The organism is Ruegeria sp. BHSA118 (genome assembly GCF_059613405.1).
The window spans coordinates 1-15407 of the sequence record NZ_JBXWSM010000087.1 but is presented as its reverse complement, the minus strand read 5'-3'; the positions used below and the strand labels follow the sequence as shown (position 1 = coordinate 15407).

At 59.3% G+C, this 15407-nt stretch carries 12 protein-coding genes and 1 pseudogene; 6 read left to right on the top strand and 7 right to left on the bottom strand.

Features of this window, described 5'->3' with window-relative positions:
- The 4 genes and pseudogenes from AC2FNN_RS19260 to AC2FNN_RS19245 form a co-directional block, all read left to right on the top strand.
- Nucleotides 1-618 (top strand): HAD-IC family P-type ATPase (locus AC2FNN_RS19260; protein WP_496760057.1); only part of this gene is annotated, 618 nt, incomplete at its 5' end.
- A complete protein-coding gene (cueR, locus tag AC2FNN_RS19255) occupies nucleotides 615-1004 on the top strand; it encodes a Cu(I)-responsive transcriptional regulator (protein ID WP_496760056.1) in 390 nt (129 codons plus the stop codon). The genes AC2FNN_RS19260 and cueR, both read left to right, overlap by 4 nt.
- A gap of 95 nt (nucleotides 1005-1099) precedes the next feature.
- Nucleotides 1100-1978, top strand: a pseudogene (locus tag AC2FNN_RS19250) (NAD(P)-dependent oxidoreductase); the annotation flags it as partial.
- Nucleotides 1979-2084: 106 nt separating this feature from the next.
- Nucleotides 2085-5150 carry an aminotransferase class III-fold pyridoxal phosphate-dependent enzyme gene (locus AC2FNN_RS19245; protein ID WP_496760055.1) on the top strand — a complete coding sequence of 1022 codons (3066 nt, stop codon included), beginning with the start codon at nucleotides 2085-2087 and terminating at the stop codon, nucleotides 5148-5150.
- A gap of 49 nt (nucleotides 5151-5199) precedes the next feature.
- Here AC2FNN_RS19245 and AC2FNN_RS19240 read toward each other — a convergent pair whose 3' ends face one another.
- Both AC2FNN_RS19240 and hemP read right to left on the bottom strand, forming a co-directional pair.
- The gene (locus AC2FNN_RS19240) at nucleotides 5200-5676 is read right to left on the bottom strand and encodes a hypothetical protein (protein WP_496760054.1); all 477 of its coding nucleotides are present in this window, start codon (nucleotides 5674-5676) and stop codon (nucleotides 5200-5202) included.
- Entirely contained in the window at nucleotides 5673-5840 is a 168-nt protein-coding gene (hemP, locus tag AC2FNN_RS19235; protein WP_083445319.1) for a hemin uptake protein HemP, read from the bottom strand. The genes AC2FNN_RS19240 and hemP overlap by 4 nt, the downstream gene beginning before the upstream one ends.
- 206 nt (nucleotides 5841-6046) lie before the next feature.
- On the opposite strand from hemP, the gene gph reads away from it, so the two are divergent.
- Complete coding sequence (gph, locus tag AC2FNN_RS19230; RefSeq protein WP_496760053.1) at nucleotides 6047-6706, top strand: phosphoglycolate phosphatase; 660 nt, start codon at nucleotides 6047-6049, stop codon at nucleotides 6704-6706.
- Between the two features lie 755 nt (nucleotides 6707-7461).
- Here gph and dld read toward each other — a convergent pair.
- The 4 genes from dld to AC2FNN_RS19210 all read right to left on the bottom strand — a co-directional run bounded on the left by dld (nucleotide 7462) and on the right by AC2FNN_RS19210 (nucleotide 13557).
- Nucleotides 7462-9141, bottom strand: a complete 1680-nt coding sequence (dld, locus tag AC2FNN_RS19225) for a D-lactate dehydrogenase (protein WP_496760052.1) — start codon at nucleotides 9139-9141, stop codon at nucleotides 7462-7464.
- 18 nt (nucleotides 9142-9159) lie between these two features.
- Nucleotides 9160-10311 (bottom strand): alpha-hydroxy acid oxidase, encoded by a 1152-nt coding sequence (locus AC2FNN_RS19220; protein ID WP_496760051.1) that lies wholly within the window; start codon nucleotides 10309-10311, stop codon nucleotides 9160-9162.
- Between the two features lie 12 nt (nucleotides 10312-10323).
- Nucleotides 10324-12387: a TRAP transporter large permease subunit gene (locus tag AC2FNN_RS19215; RefSeq protein WP_496760050.1), complete on the bottom strand. Its 2064-nt coding sequence runs from the start codon at nucleotides 12385-12387 to the stop codon at nucleotides 10324-10326.
- A gap of 120 nt (nucleotides 12388-12507) precedes the next feature.
- Nucleotides 12508-13557: a TRAP transporter substrate-binding protein gene (locus tag AC2FNN_RS19210; protein ID WP_496760049.1), complete on the bottom strand. Its 1050-nt coding sequence runs from the start codon at nucleotides 13555-13557 to the stop codon at nucleotides 12508-12510.
- 334 nt (nucleotides 13558-13891) lie between these two features.
- On the opposite strand from AC2FNN_RS19210, the gene AC2FNN_RS19205 reads away from it, so the two are divergent.
- Nucleotides 13892-14665 (top strand): FadR/GntR family transcriptional regulator, encoded by a 774-nt coding sequence (locus AC2FNN_RS19205; protein ID WP_152458933.1) that lies wholly within the window; start codon nucleotides 13892-13894, stop codon nucleotides 14663-14665.
- 114 nt (nucleotides 14666-14779) lie between these two features.
- On the opposite strand, the gene AC2FNN_RS19200 is transcribed toward AC2FNN_RS19205, so the two are convergent.
- Nucleotides 14780-15292, bottom strand: coding sequence for a tetratricopeptide repeat protein (locus tag AC2FNN_RS19200; protein WP_496760058.1), 513 nt, complete (start codon nucleotides 15290-15292; stop codon nucleotides 14780-14782).
- Nucleotides 15293-15407 lie beyond the last annotated feature (115 nt).

Genomic DNA, 15407 nt, shown 5'->3' with positions numbered 1-15407 from the left:
GCCACGTTGTCTGTGTCCGACCCGGTCAAACCCGGCACCGAGGAGGCGCTGGAGCGGCTTCACCAAATGGGCCTGACCGTGGCCATGGTCACCGGAGACAACGCGCGCACCGCGCAGGCCTTGGCTGATCGGCTGAGAATCGATCACGTCACCGCCGAAGTGCTGCCCGATGGCAAGGTGGATGCGATCACCGCCTTGCGGGACCAGTTCGGAACGCTGGCTTTCGTCGGCGACGGCATAAACGACGCCCCGGCGCTGGCAACGGCTGACATCGGCATCGCCATCGGGACGGGCACCGATGTGGCCATCGAAACGGCTGATGTCGTTCTGATGTCCGGCGATCTGCGCGGGGTTGCAAATGCAGCCGAGATCAGCCGCAGAACGATGCGGAACATTCGCCAGAACCTGGGATGGGCATTCGGTTACAATGTCCTGCTGATCCCGGTCGCCGCTGGTGCGCTGTACCCGTTCGGAGGCCATCTGTTGTCTCCGGCGCTGGCCGCAGGCGCGATGGCACTTTCGAGCGTCTTTGTCGTCTCGAACGCGCTGCGTCTGCGTCGTGTTCAAGCCAGCGTACCGGAAACCCCGATCCCGCCCGCCAAGGAGGTGCACGCATGAATATCGGAGATGTGTCCGCCCGCACCGGCCTGCCTGCAAAGACGATACGGTACTATGAAGACATCAACCTGATCAAACCGCTGCGCGATGACAATGGCTATCGCCGGTTTCGCGATCAGGATGTGCACAAGCTGAACTTTCTGGGCCGTGCCCGGGCTCTGGGATTCACCATCGGGGATTGCCGGACATTGCTGGCGCTTTACGAGGATGAAACCCGCGCCAGCGCAGATGTGAAACAGGTCGCGCGGGATCATCTGGCGCAGATCGAGGCAAAGATCACCGACCTGAACGCGATGCGCGAAACGCTGAGCCACCTGATCGACGCCTGCGCCGGGGATGACAGGCCGAACTGCCCGATTCTGCAGGATCTGGGCGGGAAGGGCTGACTTGGGGTTGCCCTTTGGGCGCAGCTTTGCTTTGTCTTCGCCAAACATTTCGGCCAGGCACGCACCGCTGAAGCCGACCGAACAGCGGAGAGGATCACAAAATGGCAAAAGTCGCGTTCCTTGGCCTGGGCGTCATGGGCTATCCCATGGCTGGGCATCTTCAGGCCGCAGGTCATGACGTCACCGTCTACAACCGCACGGCCGCCAAGGCCGAAGCCTGGGTAAAGCAACATGGCGGATCGATGGCGACCACCCCGAAAGACGTGGCTGAAGGCGCCGAGTTTGTGATGGCCTGCGTCGGCAATGACGACGATCTGCGCATGGTTTGCACGGGCGAGGACGGCGCATTTCACGGCATGTCCAGCGGGGCTGTTTTCGTCGACCACACCACAGTTTCCGCAAAGGTCACGCGGGAGTTGTACGCTGCCGGCCAATCACAGGGTATCGCCTTTGTGGACGCGCCGATCTCGGGCGGCCAGGCAGGCGCCGAAAACGGTGTTCTGTCAATCATGTGCGGCGGAGATCAGGCGGCCTATGATGCGGCTGAACCGGTGATGCAGGTCTATGCGAAGATCTGCCGCCGCATCGGGGACAGCGGCGCGGGCCAGATGACCAAGATGTGCAATCAGATCGCCATCGCCGGTCTGGTTCAGGGCCTGAGCGAAGCATTGCACTTCGCCGAAAAGGCCGGGCTGGACGGAAGGGCCGTGGTCGAGGTGATCAGCCAGGGCGCGGCGGGCAGCTGGCAGATGGCAAACCGGTATGAGACCATGCTGGATGATCAGTTCGAACATGGCTTTGCCGTCGACTGGATGCGCAAGGATCTGGGTATCTGTCTGGAAACCGCCAATGACACCGGTGCGTCCCTGCCCGTCACCGCTCTGGTCGATCAGTTTTACAAGGATGTACAGAAACTGGGTGGTGGCCGATGGGACACCTCGTCGTTGATCAAGCGCCTGCGGGCCATGGGGTAACGCGGGGGGTTGTCTGCCCCCCCCCATCGCGCCAAGGCGCGATTCCCCCCGAGGATATTTTTGGCCAGATGAAGAGGGCTCCGGCGCGATTGGAGCGGAGACGGGAATGGACGATTTGAGTGCTTTTTGGACGACCGCGCTGCGGCAGCTCTGGGGGCTGGACGCCCGTTTGACGCGATTGGATGGTGAATATGATCTGAACTTTCTGGTGCAAGCCACCAATGGTCAGGATTATGTACTGAAGGCCATGCGGGCCGGATGCGATGCCGATCTGGTTGATCTCCAGATCAAAGCGCTGGCGCATATCGCTTCTGAGGCACCGGGGTTGCCGTTTCCCAAGGTGTTCCCTGATTTGACCGGCGCAATGCTGCCCGAGATTGCCGATTCTGAAGGACAGCGCAGGCTGGTTTGGTTGCTGGAGTGCCTGCCGGGCCAATGTTACGCGAAGGCCGCCCCAAAATCCGAAGAGCTGATCCTGAAACTTGGGCGCGTATTGGGGGCAACCGACCGGACCCTGGAAGGGTTTCAGCATGAGGGGTTGAACCGGGCCGATTTCAAATGGGACCTGATGCAGGCGGGCTGGATCGCGGACAAGTTAAACGCAATCTCTGACCCCGCGCGGCGGGCAATGCTGGCGGAAATCTCTGAAGGGTTCGCTGCAATCTCGGGTACCCTCTCGGAGCTGCCGAAACAGGCCATCCATAATGATGCCAACGACTACAACGTTCTGGTCGAAGGCGAGTTGAGCGAGCGGCGGCGGATTTCGGGCCTGATTGATCTGGGCGACATGTGCGCCGCGCCGCGCGTCTGCGATCTGGCGATTGCCGGCGCGTATGTCGTGCTGGATCACCCCAAGCCTGAACGGGCACTGGCTGCGTTGGTAAAGGGCTATCACGCGGCCAACCGGCTGCGGGCGGATGAAGTTGACCTGATCTGGCCGTTGCTGAGGATGCGGCTGGCTGTGTCAGTCGTCAACTCGACCCTGATGGCGGCCGAGAATCCGGATGATCCCTATGTGACGATCTCTCAGGCGCCAGCTTGGCGGTTCCTTGAGAACACGTCAGTCAATGGCGGGCTGATGTCGGCGCGGTTGCGGGCGGCTTGCGGCTTGCCCGTGGTTGATGGGGCTGAACGCGTCCACGCCTATCTTCAGGAACACCGGGGACATTTTGCCGACATGTTCGGCCAGGACCTGGGCGATGTGCCCATGGGCTCGCTGTCGGTCGAAAACTGCGTCTGGCCCCAAAACCCGTTCCACATGCCTTTGGCCGAGGCCGCGCGCGTTGGCGAGGAATACGGGCAAGACCTGTGGCTGGGCTATTACAACGAACCCCGCCTGATCTATGCCGAGCCGGAGTTCCGCAAGGGCCCGTGGAAAGCCTCGGACAGGCGGACGGTTCATCTGGCCGTGGATGTGTTTGCGCCTGCCGGGACGGTTCTGCATGCACCGATGAGCGGGCGGGTCGAAGTGGTCGAAAACCGCGACCAGCACCTTGATTACGGCGGGGTGATCATCCTGCATCACGAAACGCCCGAGGGTGATCCATTCTATACGCTCTATGGCCATCTCGACCCGGAATGCTGTGACCGGCTGAAACCCGGCGACCCGGTGGCACAGGGGGCCGCGTTTGCGCGGTTGGGCAATGCCGGCCAGAATGGCGGATGGGCCTCGCATGTGCATTTCCAGCTGGCCCTGACCACCGACGGAATGGAAGCGGACTGGCCTGGTGTCGGAGACCCGGACGAACTGGAGCTGTGGCACGCGGTCTGCCCGAACCCGGCGGCGTTGCTGAACCTGCCGGATGACAAGGTGTTCTATCACCCCACTGACAAAGCGGAAATCCTGAACAGACGGCGGGCACATTTCGGGGGCAACCTGTCCCTGACCTATGACGATCCGGTCATGCTGGTGCGTGGATGGAAGCATCACCTGTTCGACGAATGGGGACGCCCCTATCTGGACGCCTATAACAACGTCCCGCATGTGGGCCATGCCCATCCGCGTATTCAGGCCGTAGCGGCGGACCAGTTGAAGCGGATGAACTCGAATACACGGTACTTGCATCCAGCACAGGTGGAGTTTGCCGACAAAATCCTGTCGAAGCTGCCGGATCACCTACAGGTCTGCTTTTTCGTCAACTCGGGTACCGAGGCCAACGAACTGGCCCTGCGGCTGGCCCGCACCCATACCGGCGCGAAGGGGATCGTCACGCCGGATCACGGCTATCACGGGAACACGAACGCTGCTGTGGCGATCTCGGCCTACAAATTCAACAAACCGGGCGGCATCGGGAAAGCCGACTGGGTTGAACTGGTTGAGGTTGCCGATGATTACCGCGGGTCATTCAAGCGTGACGATGCGGATCGGGCGCAGAAATTTGCTGATCTTGTGGACCCGACCATTGCGGCTTTGCAGGACCGGGGTCAGGGTCTGGCCGGGTTCATCGCCGAAACTTTCCCATCTGTCGGTGGACAGATCATTCCGCCCAAGGGCTACCTGCCTGCGGTTTACAAAAAAATCCGGGCTGCCGGAGGTGTTTGCATCGCCGATGAGGTGCAGACAGGTCTGGGACGGCTGGGCGAGTATTACTTTGGCTTCGAACACCAGGGCGCGGTTCCGGATATCGTGGTGATGGGCAAGCCAATCGGAAACGGGCACCCGCTGGGCGTGCTGGTGACAACCAGAGAGATCGCAGACAGTTTCAACAATGGGATCGAGTTCTTTTCGACCTTTGGCGGTTCAACCCTGTCCTGCCGGATCGGCAAAGAGGTGCTGGATATCGTCGATGACGAGGGATTGCAGGACAATGCCCGCTTGATGGGTGGGCGCCTGATGGCGGGGCTGCGCCAGATCGAAGCCGACTTTGGTTGCGTTGGCGACGTGCGGGGCATGGGGCTGTTTCTCGGCGTGGAACTGATCAACCCCGATGGAAGCGAAGGCACCGAGATTTGCAGCTATGTCAAAAACCGGATGCGCGATCATCGCATCCTGATCGGCAGCGAAGGGCCCAAGGACAACATCCTGAAAATCCGCCCGCCCCTGACCATCGAGGCCGAGGATGTCGACATGATCCTGTGGGCGCTGCGGGATGTGTTGTCCGAGGTGGGCGACTTTTTCCCTGCCCCTGTTTGCGATCATGACCATCACCATGCCGGATGCGGGTGCTGCTGAACGAAAAACCCCGGCGCGCTGCCGGGGTTCAACCGTTCTACACTCAGGGTCAGTGAAGCACCGCCGAGGGGGTCTGGTGGCCGTTGGTCGGTATTTTGAAACCTGCGGTCATACGCCTGAGAGTCAGCCCCAGTTCTTCCGACAGGGATGCCAACGCGGGGGCAAAATCCGGACGTACGATCAAAGACGCCAGCATCATCGCATCTTCACGCGCCCCTTCGGACGCTGCCGCGATCATCTGGGCAAAGCAATTCTCATCCGCGCCAAGGCATGCACATCCAAGACCATGCCGGATCAGGGGGCGGCGGCCATGGGTGGCGCATAGCGAACACAAGCGATCCAAAGTCAGCATTGCCGCGCGCCCACAATCCGCGCCCAGCGCGACTTGAAAATCGCTGGCAGCGTCTGCACGGCCGCCCTCGCCTTCGCTCCACATCCGCAGATACATCACGGCGCCCGCTTCGATGGGGTCGAGATCGGCAAGGCGGCCAACCGCTGCGCCGCCGCGCTTGAAAGACGCGCTCATTTCGTCAGGATCAGTTTGCCTGCGCGGGTGATGCGCAGGGTATAGAGTTGATCGCCAAGTTCTATATGGGCCAGGTTGCCGCCCTTGGTCAGATCCTCGGCCTTGTGCGCGGGAAGCATCGAGACAGCGTAACCTTGGGTTGGAGTCGGGTTCTGTACGTTCATCGGGACATCTCCAGAGCGTTTCGGCATGGTGCCATATCTATCGCGTTTCAATTGATTTGGCTGACCCCGAAAGGGCTGGCTTTCTGTTCCTGTTGCTTAATCTGATTATTTTAGTAAGGATTGTCAAGCATCGTTTTGAAACAGGCGATTGCCCCCCGGTACAGGGCGGGTTAGGTCTTGGGTCGGGCGATGAAGGGCAAGCAAACATGACCGCAGCAGTTGTATTCGATCTGGACGGAACGCTGGTGGACAGCCTGGGCGATCTGGCGGCGGCGGCCAACCGCACGCTGAGCGACGTTGGGCATGATCCACTGTCGATGGGCATCATCAAAGGATTCGTCGGCAACGGTTTACCCAAACTGGTCGAACGCGTGATCCGGCATTGCGGGCTGCCGCTGGATCGCCACGCGGAACTGACGCAGCTGACCCTGAAACATTACAATGCCGCTGCAAGCGAAACGACTGTTCCCTACCCCGGCATCCCCGAAGCGCTGGTTGCCCTGCGACAGATGGGGTGCGCTTTGGGTGTCTGCACCAACAAACCAGAAGCGCCCGCACGGCATGTGCTTGAGGCGCTGAACCTGTCCAACTATTTCGACGTTGTTCTTGGCGGCGACAGCCTTTCGACGCGAAAACCGGACCCCAACCATCTGTTCGCAAGCTTCGATGCGCTTCAGACTTCTGGCCCGCGTCTGTTCGTTGGCGACAGCGAAGTTGACGCGGAAACGGCTGCGCGTGCGAACATCCCGTTTTTGCTGTTTACAGAAGGGTACCGGAAGACACCGGTCACCGAAATTCCACACACCGTGGCCTATGGCGCATCACAAGATTTGCCCGCCCTCGTCGCCAAGTTGATCAAAAGCTGACACCGGTCGCGAAGATCATCGCGCCCTTCGATGCCGGCAATGATCCGCATGGCAACTGACCCCAACAGCCACGGACCCCAAAAGTTAAGAGGGGCCGGCCGAGGGGGTGTGACCAGCCCCTCATCGGGGAAAGTAAATACCGTGTGTGTTTGTGTGGTAAGTACGGTAAGTTATGTTTACCCCTGTTTGTCGCGACGCGAAATTGGGGGATTCCCGTAGTTCCCCAAAAAACGCGAAAAATAAGGGAAAAACGGCGTTTTTCCGGCCCCGGCCACCTGCAAATTTTCGCATGCAAATCGGGCTTCTGGCCCGCAACTTCAGAGGGTTGATCCGCAAGCCGATTGCAGACCAGGGGTAACCCTAGGAAAACCCGTCAGAAATCACGCAGCCCTGAATCTACCTGAACAGAAAGATGCTCAGCCAATTGACCGCATGAACCCGCCGGTTCAGATCCCGGACAGCCTGACAAATGCGTGTGTGTGACACTCAAAAACTAAACGATCTGCGTCAAACGCGGCTGAATTCCGCGCCTCAACGCGAAATTCCTTGCCGATTCCGACGATCCCGACTGCGCCGTCCGAATCTTCTTTGTACCTGACAAGCGACGCTCATTCGATTTTGGCAGCCTTTTGCGCGGCAGGTGCTTGCGGGGTTGCGCTCAGGATATCAGGCAGTCGGGTACCAACACCCTTTTCATCAGAACCCGGCGTATCTGTCGGCCGTTATCACAGCACCCCGCCGCGCCGGAAAACTGGTTATTGGTAATTCTTCGCCTTGGACATTTTGCCGATACCCGGATTGAACGTGTTGGTCGGGTCACAGCATTTGTAATGCGCCGCCAGGTCGGGCTTGGCCTTGTAAAGGTGCCCCACGTTGTGTTCAGCAGGGTATTCCGCGCCGCGTTCGTCAAACAGTTTCAACATTGCAGCCTTGAGCGCCTTTGGGTCAGCCCCTTTTTTGACAATATAATCCTGATGCATCACGTGGCACATGAAGTGCCCGTAATAGAGTTTGTGAACCAACTGGTCTTCGATCTCAGGCGGCAGCTTCTCCAGCCAGTCCTGGTCGTTGCGACGCAGTGCGACGTCCAGTGCGATGATATCTTCGACGTCGTTCGAATGGATCGCCATGTAACGCACCGCCGCGCCTGCCGCCGCAAAACGATGGAGGCCTGCGATCCTGGCCTCGCGCGCATCACATTCGAAAAATCCGCCATCCCGATCATTCAGAAATCGCGGCAACCACTCGGCGGCCTCGGACACACCTTCATCCTTCATTTTCAGGATCAGGTGATGTTCGTATTTGTCGCGAAAATCCGTCATCCGTTTGGGCAGGACACGGGGCCACAAAGCGATTGCTGCCTGCATGAAACGATCGGTGAAATTTCGCAAAAACGGAATGCGCCGCAGGCGTGCATCCACTGCGCCTTTCATCGCAAAGAACATCGGCAGACGGTCCGTGCCAAGCTTGTCGATCATCACGACCGTGTCCTTGCCATAGCGTGCTGCAATGTCGAACGTTTCGCGCTGCATGTATTCGGCCGAAACCGGCAGTGATTTGAACTCTGACAATATGTGGCGCCGCAGGTCCGCCAGATCGTCGGGATTGTTGGTGCCCACATAGAACACCTTCTCGACCTCGTTCTTGGGAAAGGTGTCAAGGCGCACGGCAAAAACAGCCAGCTTCCCGGCCGAGCCCGAAGATTCGAAAAGCCTGGCCTTGTCCGCATTGAACCGCGCAGGCGTTTTTGCATTCACGTCCCGCACGATCTGTGCGTAGTCGCTGGCCGATGCGCGTTTGTTGGTTGCCCCGGGATTGCGTTCGAACCTACCTGCATCGAGGTTTGCAAGGATCTCTTCCGGCGTGCTGCCCAGATCGATGCCGAGGTGGTTGATCAGTTCCAATTCACCCTGTTCGGTGACTTGCGCATAGACGGAAAGTTCCGTGTAAACCGGACCGCGCTCTACCAGAGAACCGCCGGAATTGTTGCATACCCCACCCACGATCGACGCGCCGATGCAGGACGAACCGATCACCGAATGCGGCTCGCGCCCCAGCGGGGCCAACAGTTTCTCCAGCGCAAACAGCGTGGCGCCCGGAAAGCTGACGATCTGCTCACCATCATTCAGGGGCAACAGAGCATCCATCCGGCGCGTGTTGATCAGAACCACGTCACGGTCATAGGTGCCGGACGGTGTAGACCCTTCGGTCAGACCAGTATTGGCCGCCTGCATGATGACGATCTTGTCGGCTGCAACGCAGGCCCGCAGGATCTTCCATTGTTCCAGCAGGGTCCCCGGCTGAACGACGCACAGCGCCTCACCTTCGCCCGAGCGGAAACCGCGCCGAAAACGCTCTGTCGCGCGCGCTCCGATCAGCACGTGACGCGTACCGACGATAGAGCGGAAATGTTTGATCAACGCGTCATTGGTCATATCGGCCCCCGTTTCGGGTTAGGGATTGCGGAAACGAACATTCTCGCGGCTGAGCTGGCCAACACTGGTGACACCCATCAGCTTCATGTCGCGCTCGATCTCGGCCCGCATCAGCCCAAGGGCCCGTTCGACCCCAGCCTGCCCCGCGGCAGCTAGAGGATACAGGTAGTGCCGCCCGATACCCACGGCTTTGGCCCCGATCGACAGCGCCTTGAGCACATGGGTGCCCCGCTGAATGCCGCTGTCCATCATCACGTCCAGCTTGTCGCCAACGGCATCGACAATCTCGGCCAGTTGATCGAACGGCGTGCGCGATCCGTCCAATTGGCGGCCACCGTGGTTCGACAGGATGATGCCGGTGCAGCCGATCTCGGCCGCGCGTTTGGCATCCTCGACGGTCATGATCCCCTTCAGGCAGAACTGACCATCCCAGTCGCGCACCATCTGCGCCACGTCATCCCAGTTCATCGACGGGTCGAGCATGTCGGTGAAGTAGCCACCGATCGAGCTGGCCCCACCACCCATATCCACATGTTCCTCAAGCTGAGGCAGCCTGAACTTTTCATGGGTGACATAGTTGATCCCCCACATCGGCTTGATCGCAAACTGTATCATGCCGCCCAGCGTCAAGCGGAACGGGATCGAGAACCCCGTGCGCAGATCACGCTCGCGGTTGCCGCCGGTGATGCTGTCGACGGTCAGCATCATGACTTCGACACCCGCCTCTTTCGCGCGCTGCATCATGGCGGCGTTCAACCCGCGATCCTTGTGAAAGTAGAATTGATAGACCTGCGGGTTCTTGTGTTTCCTGCGCAGCTCCTCCAGCGAGACGGTTCCCAGAGAGGAAACCCCGAACATGGTACCGTATTTCTCTGCTGCTGCCGCAACCGCACGTTCGCCCTGATGGTGGAACAGGCGCTGCAAGGCGGTGGGTGAGCAATAGACCGGCATGTCAAGTTTCTGCCCCATGACCGTGACGGACATGTCCACGTCCTTCACCCCGCGCAGCACCGATGGCAACAAGTCACAGCGGTCAAACGCGCTGGTATTTTCCCGGTACGTCACCTCATCATCTGCGCCACCGTCGATGTAATTGAAGATCGGCCCCGGCAGCCGCTGTTTTGCCAGCCGCCGGAAGTCGTGGAAGTTGTGACATTGGCTCAGACGCATCAGATAAGCTCCTTAGTAGGCGACCGACGGCAACCAGGTGGCGAGGGTCGGCCACAGGAAGACCAGCGCCAGACCGGTCAATTGCAACAGAACAAATGGGATGATGCCCTTGTAGATATGCGTCAGCTTGATCTCGGGCGGGCAAACGCCTTTGAGATAGAACAAGGCAAAGCCAACGGGCGGTGTCAGGAAGCTGGTTTGCAGCGTCACCGCAACCAGAATCACGAACCACACCAGCGCCGGTTCATCCAGAACGCCAAAGCCGGGGATGTCGATGCCCAGACCGTTCACGATGGGGCGCATCAGGGGCAGCACGATCAGCGTGATCTCGATCCAGTCCAGTACAAAGCCCAGCAAGAAGACGATGAACAGGATGAACAGGATGGTGCCGTTCGCACCAAAGCCGGTGGATTGCACCACATGTTCGATCAGCTCATCCCCGCCCAGTTCGCGCAAGACATAGGAAAACACAGTCGCGCCGAGGAAGATCGCAAAAATGTAGGCGGTGGTGTTGAAGGTCGATACCAGCACGTTCCACAGCTTGGCAAAGGTCAGCTTGCGATAGCCCAGCGCCAGCAGGGTTGCACCCAAGGCACCTATGCCGGACGCTTCGGTTGGTGTGGTCAGACCGGCGAAGATCGAACCCAAAACGGCAAGGATCAGCATCAGCGTCGGGATGACGGCGATCAAAACGTCCTTCACGGCTGCCCAATTGGGGGCTTTCGCGCCTTCGGGCACGGGGGCCGCGTCGCGTTTCACCAGAGCGAGGATGAAGATGTAGGTCAGGTACAAGGCGCCGATGATCACGCCCGGGAAAACGGCGGCCATGAACAGGTCACCGACTGACAGGGCCATCTGGTCGGCCATGATCACCAGCATGATCGAGGGCGGGATCAGGATGCCCAGCGTCCCCGAGGCCGAAACCACGCCCGCCGCCAGCGTCGGCTGGTATTTCTGCTGCATCATCGACGGCAGCGACAGCACGCCCAGCAGAACCACAGAGGCACCAATGATACCGGTCGAGGCCGCCAGAATGATCCCGATCAGGGTCACGGTGATGGCCAGACCTCCGCGCACCGTCCCGAACAGGCGCTGCATCGAGGACATCAGACGCTCGGCCACACCGGATTCGTCCAGCATCAGGCCCATGAAGATGAACATCGGCAGGGCAACCAGAACCGCGTTCGACATGGTCGCATAGACCCGGTTCACCACCGCGCCGAGGGTCAGGTAATCAAGGCCGGTAAAGGTGCTCTCCAACCCAGTCCACAGCATCAGATCGTTGTCGAACAGATAGGCCAGTCCACAAAAGGCCACACCAACGCCAGCCAGAACCCACGCCACCGGGTAGCCAGTGAACAACAAGGCGATGAAGGTCAGGAACATCGCGATGACCAGCTTTTCCTCGGTTGCTTCGACCAGGAAGGTCAGGCCAATACAGACAGCGGCGAACACGGCGAGCACCAGCAAGATGCGGCGCAGCGGCGCGCCTTCACGTTCCGAGGCTGGGCCGTAGATCAGCGCGTGTCCGTCGTGGATCAACCGTGCCAACGCGGCCAGCGCCAGCAGTACAAAGCTGATCGGAATCACCGCCTTGAAAGCCCAACGCGCAGGCAGGCCGGTTGGGCTGTCCGAGCGTTCGTTGACGCGGAAGCTTTCGTAGAAATAGTCATAGCCCTGATCGACCATCAGATAGATGAACGGGGTCAGCAGGGTCAGGATGCCGATGACTTCAATAATCCGCTGCGCGCGGCGCGAAAGCTGCATATGCAGGACGTCCACACGCACATGGCTGTCGGTGATCAAGGCATACGAGATGCCGATCATCGTGACGATTCCATAAAAGTGCCACTGGATCTCATCCAGTTTCGGGTAGTTCTGGCTGAACAGGTAACGCAACGAAACCTGTGCGAAGATTGCGCCCATCAGCAGGACATTGGCCCACATGACGACATGACCCACCGCCTTGACCCCGGCGTCGATCGCGACGGCGATTTTCTGGCGGTCGGATTCGGGGTGTTCCAGGATGCCTTCATAGGCTTCGACCGGATCGTTGAGGTTCTTTTGGGTGGTCATGGTCATTCCTCGCTCAGCAACCCGGAATACGGGCAGTGAAAGGTTAGAAAGTCCGAAGATCGAAAAGCGGGGGCCGGAGCGGCGGATCGGACCGCCCCGGCAACGTCAGTGAGGGAGAGATTACTGACGTGGGAGGAAGGCGTTCGTCTTCCAGAGGTCATAGCCGTCACGGAATTCGTTCATGTCAGCCAGAACCTTGGCAAAGAAGGCATCATTGGCGGCCTCTTCTGCGGCAACCTCTTCCCAGGTCGCGCGGAAGGTATCCAGCATCTCGGGCGACCACTGCTTGATGGTGACGCCGTTGTTTTCAACGTTGTCGATCAGGGCTGCGTGCTGGATGGCTTCGCCTTCGGCAAAGCTGTCTGCCATCGAGGCCTTACAGGCGTTTTCGATGATCGCTTTGTGCTGATCGCTGGTCTCTGCCCAGACGTCCTTGTTGATCAGCAGTTCGAACACGGTCGCCTGCTGATGCCAGCCGGGGAAATAGTTGAACTTGACCAGCTTGTGGAAGCCCAGACGCGCGTCGATGGCAGGCATCGAAAACTCGGTCGCGTCAATCGCGCCTTTTTCCAATGCAGGGAAGATTTCACCACCCGGCAGCAGCGAGGTCGCCACGCCCAGTTTCTGCATCACCTTGCCGCCCAGACCAAAGAAACGCATCTTCAACCCGTTCAGGTCTTCGGGCGAATTGATCTCGGTCGCGAACCAGCCCGAGGTTTCCGGCGCGATGATGGCGCAAGGCAGGACTTTGACGTTGAAACCGGCCTGATCATACATCTCCTGATACAGGGTCATGCCGTTGCCATAATACAGCCAAGCCATGTATTCGCCCGCCTCGGGGCCGAACGGCACGGCCGAGAACAGCGGCGCAGCCGGGATTTTACCGGCCCAGTAACCAGCCGTGGTGTAGCCCGAGTTGATCTTGCCGGTGGATACGGCATCCAGAATTTCGAAGGGCGGCACCAATTTTCCCGGCTCGTACACCTTCATCTTCAGCGTGCCGCCGGACATCAGGTCCAGCTGATCAGCCACGCGAGGGATCGGCGAACCCAGGCCCGGCAGTTCGGTCGAAAAGGCAATCGGTGTTTTCAGCAGCAGCTTGTCCGCCGCGACCGCGGGTGCCGCCAGCAGGCTGGCGGCCACGGCCAGGCTCGTCAGGGTCTTCTTCATGAAATCTCCTCCAGGGTTGGTCGGGTTTTCTCCGATCAGTGGCGCAGGCTCTTCCAGCGCCGTTCCGGTGGTAAACTAACTTTACCAGATCAAACCAGTCAATAACTTTGTTTACCACTGGCAAGAAGTGAAATGGGGAACCCGCCTTCGACAACCCTTGCAAAATCCTGATACGATCACCTTAAAAACTGGCCTTTTCCTCAAAAACCCTTCGCAAACAAATATGTACCCCACGTCCGGGAAGAACAGCCGCGCGCTTGAAATCTGAACGGATATGGTTATCTTTGTTTACCAGTTATCCTGGTTATTTCAGCGTCACACGGGGCAGCATCTCATGAACACCACGGCGATTTTTGAACCTGTTGGACACGAATCGCTGGCTGATGCGGTGGTTTCACAGGTCGAGGACCTGATCGCTTCAGGCATCCTGAAACAGGGCCGGAAACTGCCCTCGGAACGCGATCTGGCCGAGATGTTGCGCGTGTCGCGCCCAAAGCTGCGCGAGGCCCTTCAGGTGCTGGAAGAACGCGGGCTGGTCACAACGCAACACGGTGAGGGGACATTCGTCGCGGCCCTGACCGGACAAGCCATGATGCCCGCGCTTCTTGCTTTGTACGAACGCCATGAACCGGCTTTCTTCGACTATCTTGAGTATCGCCGCGAGCAGGAAGGTTTCGCGGCCCGGCTTGCCGCACGTCGCGCCACCAAGGCAGACAAGGAACGGATTTCAGAGATCCTTGATGAAAACGAGCGCGCCTGGCAGGAGCAGGACGCGAAGGCTTCGCAAGAGGCGGACTTTGCGCTGCATTCAGCGATTGTGGATGCCAGCCAGAACGCGACGCTGATACACATGATGGCGTCGATCTACGAACTCACCCGCAAGGGCGTTTTCTACAATCGTGACTTCCTGCGCACGATTGACGGGACCGGCGAAAAGCTGCTGCAACAACATCTCGAACTTGGCCGCGCGGTGATCGAAGGTGATGAGAAGCGGGCCGAAAAAGCTGCAAAGGATCACATCGACTTTGTCGAAGAATCTTTCAAACTCGGGATCGAGCAGCGGCGGCGCGAAGCCATGGCCGAAAAGCGCCGGATACTGTCACGCTGACGGCGTTGTCACCCATTTGCCGCTCGGATTATGGGGGCCCAGTCCCCGAGGTGGCCGCGAAAGGCACCTGTTTGACGATTTGCGACCGGTCTCCAAACTTGCCCGATCCGGCTGTCAGATATCTTCTCCGGGCGGTTCCAGAAGGCCGCCTGGCTCCAACAGGGCCCGCTCGGACAGCCACGGGTTGAGCTCAAGCGCTTCGGACAATGCTGCGCGCGCGTCTTCCAGGCGTCTCAACCCCATCAGGGACAAAGCCCGCCCACTCAGCGCACCGATATGGTTTGGCGACATTTCGATCGTGACATTCAGGTCGCGCAGTGCCGCATCAAAATCCTGCCTCAGGTAGTTTACGAAAGCCCGTTGATTGTAGCCTTCGGCGTAATCCGGGCAATATTCGACAAGTTGGTTGAAATCATCCAATGCGCCCGACAAATCCCACGCCTCTCGTCGCGCCATTCCCCGATCCAGCAGAGTCTGCGACCGGGCATCCGGCGCGTCCGTCCAAAGTTCCCACATTTTGTTCGAGATGACCCGGGCGTCGCTTTGCGATTGCGCCTTTTGGACCTGCTTGATCAGCGCATCCACACCTTCGATATGATCCGGAGCCGTGGGGCATGTCTCGGCCATGGCCGAGCATGAACACGCGATCAGAAAAAACGTTGCAGCACAGGTTCGCATCACGAACCAAGGGTGGGCCATAATTCCGCCGCGTCAAGGCTGATGTTCAAAACCGCCCAGCATA